The sequence below is a fragment of the Flexivirga sp. genome (assembly GCF_035551235.1).
GTDB lineage: Bacteria > Actinomycetota > Actinomycetes > Actinomycetales > Dermatophilaceae > Flexivirga.
The window spans coordinates 59,237-75,172 of sequence record NZ_DASZNO010000035.1; the positions used below are offsets into that span (position 1 = coordinate 59,237).

Annotated in this window: 14 protein-coding genes and 2 pseudogenes; 12 read left to right on the forward strand and 4 right to left on the reverse strand. The window is 71.2% G+C overall.

Annotation, left to right across the window (positions count from 1 at the left end; translation table 11 throughout):
• Positions 1-7 precede the first annotated feature (7 nt).
• The 3 genes and pseudogenes from VG502_RS12245 to groEL all read right to left on the reverse strand — a co-directional run.
• Positions 8-2,023: an NADPH-dependent 2,4-dienoyl-CoA reductase gene (locus VG502_RS12245; protein WP_325550343.1), complete on the reverse strand. Its 2,016-nt coding sequence runs from the start codon at positions 2,021-2,023 to the stop codon at positions 8-10.
• A gap of 115 nt (positions 2,024-2,138) precedes the next feature.
• Positions 2,139-3,992, reverse strand: a complete 1,854-nt coding sequence (locus tag VG502_RS12250) for a potassium transporter Kup (RefSeq protein WP_325550344.1) — start codon at positions 3,990-3,992, stop codon at positions 2,139-2,141.
• Between the two features lie 193 nt (positions 3,993-4,185).
• Positions 4,186-5,358 (reverse strand): annotated as a pseudogene (groEL, locus tag VG502_RS12255) (chaperonin GroEL); the annotation flags it as partial.
• On the opposite strand from groEL, the pseudogene VG502_RS12260 reads away from it, so the two are divergent.
• The 11 genes and pseudogenes from VG502_RS12260 to VG502_RS12310 form a co-directional block, all read left to right on the forward strand.
• Positions 5,354-6,058, forward strand: a pseudogene (locus tag VG502_RS12260) (TCP-1/cpn60 chaperonin family protein); the annotation flags it as partial. The pseudogenes groEL and VG502_RS12260 sit on opposite strands and share 5 nt — an antisense overlap.
• A 144-nt stretch (positions 6,059-6,202) precedes the next feature.
• Complete coding sequence (locus VG502_RS12265) at positions 6,203-6,946, forward strand: HNH endonuclease family protein (protein ID WP_325550345.1); 744 nt, start codon at positions 6,203-6,205, stop codon at positions 6,944-6,946.
• Positions 6,947-6,975: 29 nt separating this feature from the next.
• Positions 6,976-7,491, forward strand: coding sequence for a GNAT family N-acetyltransferase (locus VG502_RS12270; RefSeq protein ID WP_325550346.1), 516 nt, complete (start codon positions 6,976-6,978; stop codon positions 7,489-7,491).
• Positions 7,488-8,360, forward strand: coding sequence for a DMT family transporter (locus VG502_RS12275; RefSeq protein WP_325550347.1), 873 nt, complete (start codon positions 7,488-7,490; stop codon positions 8,358-8,360). The genes VG502_RS12270 and VG502_RS12275 overlap by 4 nt, the downstream gene beginning before the upstream one ends.
• Positions 8,361-8,417: 57 nt before the next feature.
• A complete protein-coding gene (locus VG502_RS12280; protein ID WP_325550348.1) occupies positions 8,418-8,960 on the forward strand; it encodes an RNA polymerase sigma factor in 543 nt (180 codons plus the stop codon).
• Positions 8,957-9,574 (forward strand): hypothetical protein, encoded by a 618-nt coding sequence (locus VG502_RS12285; RefSeq protein ID WP_325550349.1) that lies wholly within the window; start codon positions 8,957-8,959, stop codon positions 9,572-9,574. The genes VG502_RS12280 and VG502_RS12285 overlap by 4 nt, the downstream gene beginning before the upstream one ends.
• Positions 9,575-9,609: 35 nt before the next feature.
• Positions 9,610-10,170 carry a nucleotidyltransferase family protein gene (locus VG502_RS12290; RefSeq protein WP_325550350.1) on the forward strand — a complete coding sequence of 187 codons (561 nt, stop codon included), beginning with the start codon at positions 9,610-9,612 and terminating at the stop codon, positions 10,168-10,170.
• A 168-nt stretch (positions 10,171-10,338) separates the two neighbouring features.
• Positions 10,339-11,217 carry an AAA family ATPase gene (locus tag VG502_RS12295; protein WP_325550351.1) on the forward strand — a complete coding sequence of 293 codons (879 nt, stop codon included), beginning with the start codon at positions 10,339-10,341 and terminating at the stop codon, positions 11,215-11,217.
• Complete coding sequence (locus tag VG502_RS12300) at positions 11,214-12,326, forward strand: vWA domain-containing protein (protein WP_325550352.1); 1,113 nt, start codon at positions 11,214-11,216, stop codon at positions 12,324-12,326. The genes VG502_RS12295 and VG502_RS12300 overlap by 4 nt, the downstream gene beginning before the upstream one ends.
• The gene (locus tag VG502_RS12305; RefSeq protein ID WP_325550353.1) at positions 12,319-13,443 is read left to right on the forward strand and encodes an XdhC family protein; all 1,125 of its coding nucleotides are present in this window, start codon (positions 12,319-12,321) and stop codon (positions 13,441-13,443) included. The genes VG502_RS12300 and VG502_RS12305 overlap by 8 nt, the downstream gene beginning before the upstream one ends.
• Positions 13,444-13,501: 58 nt before the next feature.
• Complete coding sequence (locus VG502_RS12310; protein ID WP_325550354.1) at positions 13,502-14,731, forward strand: transcriptional regulator; 1,230 nt, start codon at positions 13,502-13,504, stop codon at positions 14,729-14,731.
• 131 nt (positions 14,732-14,862) lie between these two features.
• Here the strand turns inward: VG502_RS12310 and VG502_RS12315 are convergent, their stop codons facing one another.
• Positions 14,863-15,645 (reverse strand): APH(3') family aminoglycoside O-phosphotransferase, encoded by a 783-nt coding sequence (locus VG502_RS12315; RefSeq protein WP_325550355.1) that lies wholly within the window; start codon positions 15,643-15,645, stop codon positions 14,863-14,865.
• 86 nt (positions 15,646-15,731) lie between these two features.
• Here VG502_RS12315 and VG502_RS12320 point away from each other — a divergent pair.
• On the forward strand, positions 15,732-15,936 hold a 205-nt coding region (locus VG502_RS12320; protein ID WP_473964770.1), incomplete at its 3' end, for a hypothetical protein.

Sequence of the window (15,936 nt, forward strand, 5' to 3'; positions counted from 1 at the left end):
GGGTGGGTCAGACCGTGGCCGCCAGCTCCGTCGCCTGTGCGATCGCACGCTTGGCGTCGAGCTCGGCGGCCACGTCGGCGCCGCCGATCACATGCCGTGCGGCGTCGCCGTCCCGCACCAGATCGCGCACCGACTCCTGGCCCGCACAGATCACGACCGTGTCGACCTCCAGCAGCCGTGACTGTGGCTGCTCGTCCTTGCCGCGCACGGTGATGTGCAGTCCGGCATCGTCGATGCGGTCGTAGGTGACGCCGCCGATCAGCTCGACGTGCGCGTCCTTCAGGGCGGCGCGGTGCACCCAGCCGGTGGTCTTGCCCAGGCCCTTGCCCAGCGGGGCGGGCTTGCGCTGCAGCAGGTAGACCTGCCGGCGCGGCTCCATCGGGCGCTTGGCGGTCAGGCCACCGGGTGCCATCGGGTCGTCGGTGACGCCCCACTGGGCCTGCCAGTCCGGCAGCTTCTTGTGCTGGTCCTCCAGGAGGAACTCACTGACGTCATACCCGATGCCGCCGGCGCCGATCACCGCGACGCGACGACCGGCTTCGGCCTCACCGCGCAGCAGTGCGTCATACATGACGACCTTGGGGTGGTCGATGCCCTCGATCTGCGGCACACGCGGGCGGACGCCGGTCGCGACGATGACGTCGTCGAACCCGCGCAGCTCGTCCTCGGTGGCGCCGGCGCCGAGTCGCACGTCGACCCCGAGCACCTCGAGCCGCCGCTCGTAATAGCGCAGCGTCTCGGCGAACTCCTCCTTGCCGGGCACCTGCATCGCCAGCCGGAACTGCCCGCCGAGGTGTTGCTGACGCTCGAAAAGCGTGACGTGGTGCCCGCGTTCGGCGCTGGAGACCGCCGCGGCGAGACCGGCCGGGCCCGCGCCGACGACAGCGATCCGCCGCTGCCGGGTGGCCGGCACCGGGAGCAGCACGAGGGAGGTCTCGCGGCCGGCGCGCGGGTTGACCAGGCAGCTCGCCTTCTTGTTCGCGAACGTGTGGTCGAGGCAGGCCTGGTTGCAGGCGATGCACGTGTTGATCTCGTCGGCGCGGTCCTCACGCGCCTTGCGCACGAACTCCGGGTCGGCCAGCAGCGGCCGGGCCATCGACACCAGATCGGCCTGCCCGCTCGCCAGGATCTCCTCGGCGACCTCGGGGGTGTTGATCCGGTTGGAGGCGACGACGGGGATGTCGACCGCCTGCTTCAGTCGCGCCGTCCAGTCGACGAACGCAGCACGCGGCACCGACGTGACGATGGTGGGCACCCGCGCCTCGTGCCAGCCGATACCCGTGCCGAACATCGATGCTCCGGCGTCCTGCAGCTTGCCGGCGAGCGTGACCACCTCGTCCCAGGTCTGACCGTCCTGCACTAGGTCGACCAGCGAGATCCGATAGTTGACAATGAAATTCGAGCCGACGGCTTCGCGCACACGGCGGATGATCTCGATCGGGAAACGCATCCGCTTCTCCGCGGTGCCGCCCCAGGCGTCGGTGCGGTCGTTGGTGTGTGCCGCGAGGAACTGGTTGATCAGGTAGCCCTCGGAGCCCATGATCTCGACGCCGTCATAACCCGCGAGCTTGGCGAGTTTCGCCGCCCGCACGAACGCGTCGACGGTCCGCTCGACCCCCTTGCCCGACAGCGCGCGCGGCTTGAAAGGGGTGATCGGCGACTTCCGGCCGCTCGCGGAGCGGATCAGCGGGTGGTAGCCGTATCGCCCGGAATGCAGCACTTGCAACAGGATTCGGCCGCCCTCGGCGTGGACGGCGTCGGTGACGACGCGGTGCTTGCCGGCGGCTCGCTTGGAGGCCATCAGTGATCCCGCGGGCAGCAGCCAGCCCTCGACGTTGGGGGCGAAGCCTCCCGTCACGATCAGGCCGGTGCCGCCCTTCGCGCGCTCGGCGAGGTATGCCGCCCAGCGCCCCAAGTCCTTGCTGCGGTCCTCGAACCCGGTATGCATCGAGCCCATCAGGACTCGGTTGGCCAAGGGGATCCCATCAATCTCGATGGGTTCGAGCAGTCGGTCGAATGCCACGGGTATGCCGTCCTTCGCGTGGGAGTTCCGCCGATGTTACCAGCGAGTAGCACGCGCCGCGGGTTGAGTAGCCGTGAGGAACGAGCGGCCCATCGAAACCCGGGAGGCGGAATGACTAGAAGTGAACCTGCGCGCCCATGACGACGGTCCGGTCCTCGGGCAGCCGGTAGTAGACCGCGGGATTCGCGGCGTTGTGCGCCATACCGAGGAAGAGCCGCTTGCGCCACTTGCTCAGGCCGGGCAGCGACCCGTGGTGCACGCTGATCCGGGACAGGAAGTAGAAGGCGTCGTCCGGGTCGAGGTTGATGCCCTGTTCGCGGGCGCCGCGCAGCGCCTGCGGCACGTCCTGGTCGTCCTGGAAGCCGAAGTTGAGCTGGATGTGCGCCACACCGTCGTACGGGTCACCGAGACTGCTGAAGTCCAGCTGGTCCTCGGGCGCGACATGCGGCACGTTCCGCGAGACCGCGGACACGATGTAGACGTTCTCGTGCGTGACGTGGTTGAAGGCGACGTTCTCCCGGAACGCCAGCGGGGTGGTCGCATTGTCCGGATGCAGGAACACCGCCGCTCCGGGCACCCGGGTCACCTCGCACGTGTGCAGGTAGTCGATGAACTCCGTGAGCTGGCCCTCCTTCTCGCGGCGCATCCCGGAGACGATCGAGGCACCACGACGCCAGGTGAACATCGTGGTCGCGACCACACCGGCGATCGTCAGCGGCAACCAGCCGCCGTGGATGACCTTCGCCAGGTTCGCGGCCAGGAACGTCAGCTCGACCGAGTAGAACAACACCCCGACGAGGATCAGCCGCCACTTCGGCCACTTCCACGCGGACTCCGCGTAGACCAGGAACAGCGTCGAACTCAGCACGAGGGTGCCGGTGACCGCCAGGCCGTATGCCGTCGCGAGCTTCTGGGACGACTGGAAGGTGAGCATCAGCACCAGCACGCCGACGAACAGCGACCAGTTGATCGACGGGATGTAGATCTGACCGCTCTCGTGCTCGGAGGTGTGCAGCACGGTGAGTCGCGGCAGGTAGCCGAGCCGCTCGGCCTGCCGGGCCACCGAGAAGGCCCCGGAGATCACCGCCTGGGATGCGATGACGGTGGCCATGGTCGCCAGGATCACCATCGGCCACTGCGCCCACGACGGGCCGAGGAGGAAGAACGGGTTGCGAATCGCGGCGGGCGATTCGGTGATCAGCGCCCCCTGTCCGAGGTAGTTGAGGGTCAGGCAGGGGAAGACGAGGAAGAACCATGCGCGCCGGATGGGCGAACGGCCGAAGTGGCCCATGTCGGCATACAGCGCCTCGGCGCCGGTGATCGACAACACGACCGCGCCCATCGCGATGAACGCGACGAACGGGTGCTCGAACCAGAACTGGAGGGCGTAGCTGGGTGACAACGCACGGATGATCGCCGGATTCGGAATGACCTTGGTCAGCCCGAGCACCGCGATCGTCACGAACCACAGCACCATCACGGGACCGAACAGCCGCCCGACCACGGACGTGCCGAAGCGCTGCACGACGAACAGGATGACGATGATCGTCACAGCGATCGGGAGTATGACGTTGTGCAGCCCCGGCGCCGGGACTGCGAGGCCCTCGACCGCGGACAGCACCGAGATCGCCGGGGTGATCACGCTGTCACCACTGAACAGCGATGCCGAGAAGACGCCCAGGACCATCACCAGGGCGAACCGCTTGCCGCCCGTCGGGACCGCCCGCCGCGCGAGCGCGGCCAGCGCGAGGTCACCGCCCTCACCGTCATTGTCGGCGCGCAGGATGAAGACGACGTACTTGATGCTCACCACGATCGTGACCGCCCAGAAGACCAGGGAGATCACGCCATAGACGTCCTCGTGCGTCGTGGCGACCCGGTTGTGGTCCAGCGAGAAGATCGTCTGCAGCGAGTACAGCGGGCTGGTCCCGATGTCGCCGAAGACGACGCCGAGCGCACCGAAGGTCAAGGTCCATAACTTGGCACCATGCGTCTGGGGCGCCGCCGACGTTGTCACAACCGAAGATTGTGCACCACGAACGTGATGAGACCGCCCACCCCTTTCACAGGGTGGACGGTCTCATCCGTCTCGCGACTGTTCCTCGCTCGGAGTCCCGCGAAGTATCGGGGCGCTGAACGAGCGGAGAACTTCGTGGGGTGACTTAGAAGCCCATGTCTCCCATGCCACCGCTCGGGTCGGCCGGCATTGCCGGAGCCTTCTCCGGCTTGTCGGCGATGACCGCCTCGGTGGTGAGGAACAGCGCGGCGATCGAGCCGGCGTTCTGCAGCGCCGAGCGGGTCACCTTGGTCGGGTCCGGGATGCCGGCGTCGAGCATGTCGACATACTCACCGGTGGCGGCGTTGAGGCCCTCACCGACGGGCAGCGAAGCCACCTTGGCAGCCACGACACCGGGCTCCAGGCCCGCGTTGGTAGCGATCTGCTTCAGCGGGGCCGCAGACGCGACATTGACGATGTTCGCGCCGGTCGCCTCGTCACCCTCGAGCTTGAGGGAAGCGAAGGCGAGCTTGGCCGCCTGCAGCAGTGCGACGCCACCGCCGGCGACGATGCCCTCGTCGACCGAGGCCTTGGCCGCACGAACGGCGTCCTCGATGCGGTGCTTGCGCTCCTTGAGCTCGACCTCGGTGGCCGCGCCGACCTTGATGACCGCAACACCGCCGGCCAGCTTGGCCAGGCGCTCCTGCAGCTTCTCGCGGTCGTAGTCGGAGTCGGAGTTCTCGATCTCGGCGCGGATCTGGCTGACCCGACCAGCGATCTGGTCTGCGTCGCCGGCACCCTCGACGATGGTGGTCTCATCCTTGGTGACGACGACCTTGCGGGCCTTACCGAGCAGGTCCAGCTCCGCGGTGTCGAGCTTGAGGCCGACCTCCTCGGAGATGACCTGACCACCGGTCAGGATCGCGATGTCGCCGAGCATTGCCTTGCGACGGTCACCGAAGCCGGGCGCCTTGAGGGCAACCGACTTGAACGTGCCACGGATCTTGTTGACCACCAGGGTCGACAGGGCCTCGCCCTCGACGTCCTCGGCGATGATGACCAGCGGCTTGCCCGACTGCATGACCTTCTCCAGCAGCGGCAGCAGGTCCTTGATGCTGCCGATCTTGGAGTTGACGATCAGGATGTAGGGGTCCTCGAGCACGGTCTCCATGCGCTCGGTGTCGGTCACGAAGTAACCGGAGATGTAGCCCTTGTCGAAGCGCATGCCCTCGGTGAGCTCGAGCTCCAGGCCGAAGGTGTTGCTCTCCTCGACGGTGATGACGCCGTCCTTGCCGACCTTGTCGAGCGCCTCGGCGATCATGCCGCCGATCTCCGAGTCGGCCGGCATCGAGCTCCTCGGCCAGGCCCGCAAGGTCGTCATCACCAAGGACGAGACCACCATCGTCGAGGGTGCCGGTGACGAGGACCAGATCAAGGGCCGCGTCAACCAGATCCGCGCCGAGATCGACAAGTCCGACTCCGACTACGACCGCGAGAAGCTGCAGGAGCGGCTGGCCAAGCTGGCCGGTGGCGTCGCGGTGATCAAGGTCGGCGCGGCCACCGAGGTCGAGCTCAAGGAGCGCAAGCACCGCATCGAGGACGCCGTCCGCGCTGCCAAGGCCTCCGTCGAGGAGGGCATCGTCGCCGGTGGCGGCGTGGCCCTGCTGCAGGCGGGCGCCAAGGCGTTCGACAAGCTCGAGCTGCCCGACGACGAGGCCACCGGTGCCAACATCGTCAAGGTCGCCGTGGGCGCCCCCGTCCGCCAGATCGCGCTCAACGCCGGTCTCGAGGGCGGCGTCGTGGCCGAGAAGGTCGCCGGTCTCCCGGAGGGCCACGGCCTGAACGCGGCCACCGGCGAGTACGGCGACATGCTCGCTGCCGGTGTCCCCGACCCGACGAAGGTCGTCCGCTCCGCCCTGCAGAACGCCGCGTCCATCGCCGCGCTGTTCCTGACGACCGAGGCGGTCGTCGCGGACAAGCCGGAGAAGGCCGCGCCGATGCCGGGTGGCGACGGCGGCATGGGTGGAATGGATTTCTGATCCGACCGCTCTGGAACATCACCACGAAGACCCCCGCTCCGGCGGGGGTCTTCGTGTGTTCCGGGGTCGCCGGTCCCCGGGACGTCGTACCGTCGGTGGGCCATGGCACACGGTCCGTCTGACGCCCCGCGAGGGCGATGGGTCGTGTGGGTCCTCGCCGTGGGAGTCGTCGTCGCGCTGCTGACCGGCTGTGACCCGAGCAGTACGCCGCACGCGCAGCGGCACCGGGCCGGCGCCCACCATCACCGGACCCATCCCTCCCAGCGGGCTCAGCAGGCGGAGCACACCGCGAGCCCGACCGCCCTGCCGTCCGATGCGGCCCAGGCCCGCGCCGAGCTCGACCGGCTCGTCGTACGACCGCGGCCGCGGGGGACCGAGGGCTACCTGCGGGCGGCGTTCGGCAGCGACTGGGTGGACACCGACGGCGACGGGTGCAACCAGCGTGACGACGTCCTCCTCCGGGACGCGGTGCCGGGGTCGACGCGCGTGGCGCAGCAGGGCGGGTGCGACCACGACGTGCTGGCGGGCACCTGGTACGACCCGTACACGGGTCGGACACTGACGTTCACCGACCTCAAGGACCTGCACCAGGCCGAGGCGATCCAGATCGACCACATCGTGCCGCTCGCCGAGGCGTGGGTGTCCGGGGCGCGGACCTGGAGCGACGACCGCAGGAAGACCTTCGCCAACGACCTGCACGAGCTGCTCGCGGTCGACGGCCCGACCAACATGAGCAAGGGCGACGGCGATCCGGCGTCCTGGCGACCACGCAAGGGCTTCCAGTGCAGCTACGCCCGGCGCTGGATCGCGATCAAGACCAGCTACCACCTCGCGATCGACCCCTCGGAGAAGGCGGCCCTCGGCCAGATGCTCGGCTACTGCCGCTGAGGCCCGAGCCCTGTGAGAGCGTGAGGCCCGTGCCCTGGACCATCGCGCCGATTCAGCTGGCGGACGCCGAGGAGGCCGGCGCGGTGCACACCCGGGTCTGGCAGGAGGCGTACGCCGGGCTCATGCCGGCGGACTACCTGGCGGCGCTCGACCCGGCGCGGGCCGGCGAACGCCGGCGGCAGCGCATCCTGCACCCGGCTGCGGGTGTCGAGGAGTGGGTGGCACGCGACGAGCACGGGATCGTCGGGATGGCGGCCACGGGTCCGCCGCGCGACCTGGATCCACCGGTGCCGCTCGAGCTGTACGCGATCAACGTCCTGCGCCGGGCCCATGGGTCCGGACTTGCCGACGACCTGATGGCCCACGCGATCGGCGACCGGGCGGCGTACCTCTGGGTGCTGGAGGGCAACCAGCGTGCGATCGCCTTCTACCGCCGGCACGGCTTCGCCGACGAGGGCGGCCGCAAGCCCGAGCCCGACACCGGCGTGGTCGAGATGCGGATGGCCCGGGGCAACGACACGGGCGACGGCACCGGCGACAGGTGAGCGGCACCGCGCTCGCGCTGGTCCTCACGGCCGCGCTCCTGCACGCCACCTGGAACCTCGCGGCCAAGGGAGCCCCCGGCGGCGACCGGGTCGCGTTCGTCTGGGTCTACGTCGTCGCCAGCGCGACGCTCTGGGTGCCGATCGGCGTCGTCTGGGTGGTCGTGACCGGCGACCGGCCCACGGGGTGGTGGCTCGGCGGGCCGCTGGTGTCGGCGCTGCTGCACATCGTCTACCAGCTCGTGCTCCAGCGGGGGTACGCCGAGGGGGACCTCAACCTCGTCTACCCGCTCGCGCGCGGCGCCGGCCCGATGCTCACCTTCCTGGTGGCGGTGACCGTGCTCGGCCAGCATCCCTCACCGGCCGAGGTGGTCGGCGTGCTCGCCGTCGTGGGCGGTGTCCTGGTGATCTCGCTCGGAGGCCGGGCCGGTCGGCTGGCACATGACCGCGCGGGCGTGACCTGGGGGCTCGCGACTGGCGCGACCATCGCGGCGTACACCCTCTGGGACAACCACTCGGTCAACGGTCTCGACGTCCCGCCGGTGCCCTACTTCGTGATCGGGCTTCTGCTCCAGCTGCCGTTCCTGGGCGTGCTCCTCGTCCGCAGGAGCGACCCCGTGCCGGTGCGTGAGGTCTGGGCAGCCGCTCGTACACCGGCCCTGGCGGTCGCCGTCCTCTCGCCGCTGGCGTACCTGCTGGTGCTCCGCGCGATGCAGCTCGCGCCGGTCGCCCTCGTCGCCGCCGCCCGCGAGTCGAGCATCGTGGTCGGGGCGGTGTTCGGGTGGCTGGTGCTGCGCGAGCCGCGACCGGCTCGCCGGCTCGCCGGCGCGGTCGTGGTGCTCGCCGGTATCGGACTGATCGCGGCGGGCTGACCGCGGTCGCGCGTGAAAGATGTGGCGCGCTGCCGGACATGTGCCACCGTGGAGCCCGTGGACCGCGCTGATACTCGGGACGTCGAGGCACGCGCTCGGTTCGAGGAGACCGTCCGGGAGATCCTCGAGCCCCTGCGGCGCTTCCTCGCACGGCGTACGGACGCGGCGACCGCCGACGACGTCCTCGCCGAGACGCTGCTGGTGTGCTGGCGGAGGTACGACGAGCTCCCGGCCCGGTCGCTGCCGTTCGCGTACGGCGTGGCGCGGCTCTGCCTGGCGAACGCCGCGCGCGGTGCGCGGCGACAACGCCGGCTGGCCGGTCGGATCGCGACGCTCGAGCCGCCGCGCGAGGCCCCCGAACCGATCGGCGACGACCGGCTGGCCGAGGCGATGGCGGGGCTCTCGCCCGAGGACGGCGAGCTCCTGCGGCTCTGGGCCTGGGAGCAGCTGACCCCCGGCGAGATCGCGACGGTCCTCGACATCACGCCGAACGCCGCGAGCATCCGGCTGTACCGCGCGAAGGACAGGCTGCGCACCGAGCTGCGAAAGATCGACGCCGCCGACGGACATGAGGAGACGACGGAAGGGGGGAGACGGTGACCGACCACGAACCGGACAGGGAGCTGCTCTCGCGGCTCCGCGCGGCCGATCCCGCCTCCTCCCTCCCACCGGCCGGCCCCGACCGGGTGGCCCAGCTCCTGGAGGCAGCCATGCCCGACACCGCGACCCGCTCGCACGAGACCCGGGAGACCGGCACACACGACCGCAGCCCGCTCACCTGGCTGGTGGCCGCCGCAGCGGTCGTCCTGATCGCCGCCGCCGGGATCTTCGGACTCGCCGAGCGCGACCACGGCACGACCCCTGCCGCGAGGCCCAGTGTCACCCAGCTGCGGGCGATTCCCGTCCAGGGTTCGTGCATCGTGCTGAGCACCCGCGTGCTGCGCGTGCAGTCCGTCGCCTTCCGCGGCAGCCTCGTGTCCCTGACGCCCAGGACGGCGACGTTCGAGGTGAGCCACTGGTACGCCGGCGGGCCCACCGACCTGGTGAAGGTGACGCTGATGCCGCGAGGCATCCCCGAGATGACGCAGGCGGGAGACCTGGCGCTCCACCACGACTACCTCGTCGCCGCCTCCGACGGCCGCGTGACCGGGTGCGGTTACACGGGCCCGGCCGGTGGCAGCCTGCAGTCGCTGTACGACCGCGCGTTCGGCTGAGCCCCACGGGCGGCCGGTCTGACAGGCTGGCGGGCGTGGAAGGACTGCTGCTCGCCGCCGGGGCCGGCCGCCGGATGGGGCTGCCGAAGGCGCTGGTGCACGACGACACCGGGTCGTGGCTGGTCCGTGGCATCTCGAACCTGCGTGACGGGGGATGCACCCGGGTCACGGTCGTCCTGGGCGCCGACGCCGAACGCGCCGGGTCGATCGTCGAGAACCTCGAGGTGAACGTCGTCGTCGCCGACGATTGGGCCGACGGGATGGGTGCCTCGCTCCGAGCCGGCTTGGACGCGCTCGCGGAGTCGACGGACACCGCCGTCGTCGTCTCGCTCGTGGACCTCCCCGACCTGGTGCCGGAGGTCGTGGCCCGGGTGATCGCCGCTGTCCCGCCCGGTCCCGCGGGACTGGCACGCGCGACGTACGACGGCAGGCCCGGGCACCCGGTCCTCCTGGGCCGCGACCACTGGGCCGGCGTGGCCGAGACGGCCGTCGGCGACCAGGGCGCCCGCACCTACCTCGCCTCCCGCGACGTCACATCGGTCGAGTGCGGCGACCTCGCCACCGGCCGCGACGTCGACTCGCAGGTAGGCCGATAGTACGGATCACCAGGCGGGTCCTTCCGGCGGCGACACAAGCCTGGTGATCCGTACTATCCCTGGACGGGCCGGCTCGTCCCGGATCCGCTGCCAGTGCGCGAGCGACGCCGAGTCGTCCACGGAGTCGATCCAACCATCGCCCAACGGACCGACAAGTAGCCTGGAGACATGGAGGTGACCTCTGCCGCCGACGTGGCGGGCCTGCTCGGCCGCACCGGCTACCTGTGCGACGACGAGCTGGCCACGGTCACCTACCTCACGCTCGCGATGCAGCGTCCGCTCCTCCTCGAGGGCGAGCCCGGTACCGGGAAGACCGCGCTCGCCGAGGCGCTCGCCGAAGGGCTCGACCTGCGCCTGGTCCGGCTGCAGTGCTACGAGGGCATCGACGCCACCCAGGCGCTCTACGACTGGGACTTCCCGCGCCAGATCCTCCACCTCCGCGCCCTCGAGGCCACCGGCGGCACCGGCGGAGCCGACGCCGAGGAGGCCGAGAAGAGCCTGTACGACGAGCGGTTCCTGCTCGCGCGGCCGGTGCTGGCCGCGCTCCAGCAGAGTCCCGCCCTGCTCCTCGTCGACGAGGTCGACCGTGCCGACGACGAGTTCGAGGCGTTCCTGCTGGAGGTGCTGTCGACGTGGCAGGTGTCCATCCCCGAGCTCGGGACCGTGCGGGCGGCGACCCCGCCGGTCGTCGTCCTCACCTCCAACCGCACCCGCGAGCTCCACGACGCGCTCAAGCGGCGCTGCCTCTACCACTGGATCGAGCACCCCGGCCTCGAGCGCGAGCTGCAGATCGTGCGCTCGCGGGCTCCGGAGGTCTCCGAGGCGCTGGCCCGCCAGGTGGTGGCGGTCGTCCAGGACCTCCGGACCCGTGACCTGACCAAGCCGCCCGGTGTCGCCGAGACGCTCGACTGGGCCCGGGCGCTCCACCACCTCGGGACCGCCGAGCTCGACCTCGAGTCCGCGGCGACCACGCTGGGCGCGCTGGTGAAGTACCGCGAGGACTCCGACCGGGTGAAGCAGGCGCTGGACCAGCTGCTGCGTACATGAGTACGACGACGATCCGCGGCGGGGACGAGATCCTGCTCGCCTTCGCCCGCGCCGTCCGGGCCGGCGGCGTACCGGTCACGCAGGACCGGGCGCACGAGTTCCTGGCCGCCGCCGCGATGCTCGGTGCCGACGACCCGTCGGCCGTACGGATCGCCGGCCGCTCGACCTTGTGCGCCGGGCCGGATGACCTGGTGCGCTTCGACCAGGTCTTCGAGGCGTTCTTCAACGCCCGGCACGGACTCCCGCGCCCGAGGCCGGTCGTGCGACCCGAGTCCACGCCGAGCGAGCTACCTCTCGACGACGCCGCCGGCACCGAGCTCGGAGACGCCGACGACGTCATCCGCGCCGCGGCCAGCGCGACCGAGGTGCTCCGACACCGTGACGTGGCGTCCCTGAGCGCGGTGGAGAAGCAGCGGCTGGCGGCGATGTTCGCGACCCTGCGCCCGCGGCCACCGCTCCGGCGTACGGCGCGTCACCAGCGCTGGCACCGCGGGCTCGTCGACGCGCCCCGCACCCTGCGGTCCAGCCTGCGCCGGATGGGCGAGCCGGCCGAGATCGCCTGGCGACGCCGGGCCAGGAAGCCGCGGCGCGTGGTGCTGCTGGTGGACATCAGCGGCTCGATGACGTCGTACGCCGACGCCCTCCTGCGGCTGGCACACCGACTCACCCAGGGCATCGGCAATGTTGAGACGTTCACCATCGGCACCCGGGTCACCCACGTCACCCGCGCGATGCGGCTGCGCGACCCCGAGCGCGCCCTCGTCGCGGCCGGCGACACGGTGCCGGACTGGTCGGGCGGCACACGGCTCGGCGAGACGCTGCGCTTCTTCCTCGACCGCTGGGGGCAGCGCGGAATGGCCCGGGGTGCCGTCGTCGTTGTGTTCAGCGACGGATGGGAGCGAGGTGACGCGTCGGTGCTCGCAGAGCAGATGGCCCGGCTGGGCCGGATCGCGCACCGCGTCGTGTGGGTGAACCCCCACCGCGGCAAGGAGGGCTACGAAGCCGTCCAGACCGGTGTGCTGGCCGCGCTCCCCTTCTGCGACGACTTCGTCGCCGGGCACTCGCTCGCGACGTACGCCGACCTGGTGGAGGTGCTGGCCGATGCGTGAGGTCCTTCCGGAGCTGCTCGACTGGTGGCGTGCCGGCGAGGAGGTCGGCGTCGGCACGGTGGTCGCGACCTTCCGCTCGGCTCCGCGCCCGCCCGGCGCGAGCATGCTGGTCGGCCCCGACGAGACCGTCGTCGGCTCGGTGTCCGGCGGTTGCGTGGAGGGCGCGGTCTACGAGCTGGGCAAGGAGGTCGTCGAGTCCGGCGTCCCCGTGCTCACCCGCTACGGGATCTCCGACGACGACGCGTTCGCCGTCGGCCTGACCTGCGGGGGCATCCTCGACGTGTACGTCGAGAAGGTCTCGCGCGAGACGTACCCCGAGCTGGAGGATCTCGCCGCCGACCTCGAGGCCGGCCGTCCGGTGGCGGTGGCGACGGTGATCGAGCACCCCGACCCGTCCTGGCTCGGACGCCGCGTGATCATCCACCCGGACACCCACGAGGTCACCGGCACGATCGGCTCCTCGCGCGCCGACGACGCCGTGCGCGACGACGCGACCGGCCTGCTCGCGAGCGGCGCGAACGCCACGCTGACCTACGGTCCCGACGGTGAACGCCGCGGCGAGGGCATGCGGGTCTTCGTGTGGGCGGTCGCGCCCAAGCCGCGGATGCTGGTCTTCGGCGCCATCGACTTCGCGGCAGCGGTCGCACGCGTCGGCAGCTTCCTCGGCTACCACGTGACCGTCTGCGACGCGCGACCGGTCTTCGCCACCAACACGCGGTTCCCCGACGCCGACGAGGTCGTGGTCGAGTGGCCGCACCGCTACCTCGAGAAGCAGCGCGACGCCGGCGCCCTCGACGCGCGGACGGTGATCACCGTGCTCACCCACGACCCGAAGTTCGACGTACCCCTGCTCGAGGTCGCGCTGCGCCTGCCGGAGGTCGCCTACGTCGGCGCGATGGGTTCGCGGCGTACCCACGAAGACCGAGAGGCCAGGCTCCGCGAGGCCGGCGTCTCCGACGACGAGCTGGCGCGCCTGTCCAGCCCGATCGGGCTCGACCTCGGCGCGCGTACGCCGGAGGAGACCGCGGTCTCGATCGCGGCCGAGATCATCGCCGGCCGCTGGGGTGGGTCCGGCCGCCGCTTGGCGCAGCGCGAGGGCCGCATCCATCACGAGTGATCTGCTTGGTCCCGTCGCGCTACGGTGACCTGGTCAGCCGCGCACGTTGGGACTCCCGATGACGACGAACGACCTTCAGGACCGCCGCCTGAGCGCCATGCGCGCCTGGACCGCGTTCGTGGAGCACGGCGACGGCGCGGCGTCGCTGGTCCGCCCGGAGATCCTCCGCAGCTGGCACCGGTCGCAGCCGCACGTGTCGTGGGACGTCGCCGAGGCGCCGCTGGACGACGAGTCGGCGGCGCGGGCGTTCTGGCAGGGATCGCCGCTCCAGCGGGCGGTCTCGAGCGTCGAGGCCGAGCTGCGGCGCACGGCCGAGGACGGCGACCTGGTGCTCGCCGTGACCGACCGGCAGACCCGCATCCTCTGGACGTACGGCGGGCGGGTCATGCGCCGCAGGGCGGAGTCGGTGAACTTCGTCCCGGCCGCCCGATGGGACGACGAGTCCGTCGGCACCAACGCCCTCGACCTGGCCAACCGGCTCGGCCGGCCGAGCATGGTCTTCAGCGCCGAGCACTACGCCCCGATCGTGCACAACTGGGTGTGTTGGGCCGCGCCGGTGCACGATCCGGTCACCGGCGCCCAGCTCGGCGTCGTCGACCTCTCCACCACCTGGGACCGCACCCACCCGATCGGCCTGGCGACCGCGCGCGTGCTGGCCCGGCTCATCGAGACGGCGATGCCCCTCTCGGCGGCGAATCCGATGCTGGAGGACCAGGGCGGCCCGACCGGTCTCCAGCTCCGCCTTCTCGGCAACGCCGAGGCGACCCTCGACGGCAGCCGCCTGCTGCTGAACCGCCGCCAGACCGAGATCCTGGCCATCCTCGCCCTGCATCCCGACGGGCTCTCGCTCGACCGTCTGCACGCGCTGGTCTACGGCGACCACGCCGTGACCCTGTCGACGCTCAAGGCGGAGGTCTCGCACCTGCGCGCGGCCCTCGGCGGCCAGCTCGCCTCTCGGCCCTACCGGCTCACCTTGCCGGTCTCGACCGACATCGACGACGTGCTCGAGGCGCTCCAGCGCGGCGACGCGGCGGCCGCGGTCGCCCGGTACGGCGGCGACCTGCTGCCCGGCACCGAGTCGCCGGCCCTCGTCGAGCTGGGGGAGTACGTCGCGGTCGCGATGCGCGAGGCCCTGCTCGCCGGCCCCGAGCCGTCGGCGGTGATCCGCTACAGCGAGCTCGCGCCGTACGACACCGAGGTGATGGAGGCGTGCCTGGCGGCCCTCGGCGACAGGCCCCATCCGGTCAAGCCGCTGCTCAAGGGTCGGCTGGCGGCCGCGCGGGGCTGACGGCTGGGCCGGTCATGGACGGTTCATCACGCTGGGTGTTCGAACCGGCACTGGGCTCGTGGAACTCACCTGGCCGGGCGCGGGTTCACCTGCCCAGCGTGATGAACCGTCCGCCGCCGACAGAACCGGAGTCAGAAGAACTCGTCCAGCAGCCGGTAGAAGTCCAGCCGCCACGGATCGGCGGGCAGACCGTACGCCGTGAGCAGGGCGTCCGCGGCGTCGGGGCCGTAGGCGGGGTTGAGCCGGAGGTCGGACATCGACCGCGTCGCCAGGGCCAGGTCGAGGTGACGGTCGGCGACGCCGAGCCGGTGGACGTCGATCATCCCGGTCACCTCGAGCGTGTCGGGGTCGACCAGGAAGTTGGGAAGGCAGGCGTCGCCGTGGCAGACCACCAGGTCGTCCAGCTCGAGCTCCTCGGCCCGAGGGCGCCCATCCATCAGCTCCGCCACCAGCTGGGCGCCCGACGTCCCCTGGCGGTCGTCGTCGAAGTCGCCCTCGTCGACCAGTCCCTCGTCGACCCGCACCCGGGCCAGGGCGACCGTCACCGCGAGCCAGCGCTCGAACGGGCATGACTCACGGTCGACCGCGTGCAGCCGGCGCAGCATCCGCGCCAGCGACGGCACCGCGTCCGGCACGGCCGACGCGGGCAGGTCGCTCATGGGCACCCCGGGCACCGTGCGGAGCGTGAGGGTGGCCGTCTCACCGTCGTCGGCCCAGTCGAGGACCTCGGCCGCAGGCAGGTCCGTCCCGGCCAGCCACTCGAGTCGCTCACGCTCGTCGTGCAGGTCATCGCGCAGGGTGCCGGACCCGGACTTGGCATACGCGTCCCCGTCCGGCGAGCGACGTACCTCGGCGCCGGACATGCCGGTGCGCACCGGCTCCCAGTCAGCCCGCTCGTGATCGGCGCTACCCACGGCTCACCTCCGCAGCCCGCGCCATCGCGGACCCCTCCCGACAGGAAAGCCTAGAAGACGACCTGACGCGGGCATACTCGAGGAGCGTGGGCCAGAACATCTACGACGACCCGGAGTTCCAGGCCGGGTACCGCCGCCTCGCCCGTTCCGAGGAGGGCCTGGCCGGTGCCCCCGAGTGGCCGTCGGTACGAGCGCTGCTCCCGGACCTGACCGACAAGCAGGTGGTCGACCTCGGTTGCGGGTACGGCGCGTTCGCGCGCTGGGCTGCCGAGTCCGGGGCGGCGCTGGTCG

What these genes read in the sequence shown, in the direction of transcription:
- VG502_RS12305 (WP_325550353.1), top strand. Translation starts at nt 12,319, where the DNA reads ATGCGTGAGGTCCTTCCGGAGCTGCTCGACTGGTGGCGTGCCGGCGAG.
- VG502_RS12300 (WP_325550352.1), top strand. Translation starts at nt 11,214, where the DNA reads ATGAGTACGACGACGATCCGCGGCGGGGACGAGATCCTGCTCGCCTTC.
- VG502_RS12310 (WP_325550354.1), top strand. Translation starts at nt 13,502, where the DNA reads ATGACGACGAACGACCTTCAGGACCGCCGCCTGAGCGCCATGCGCGCC.
- VG502_RS12295 (WP_325550351.1), top strand. Translation starts at nt 10,339, where the DNA reads ATGGAGGTGACCTCTGCCGCCGACGTGGCGGGCCTGCTCGGCCGCACC.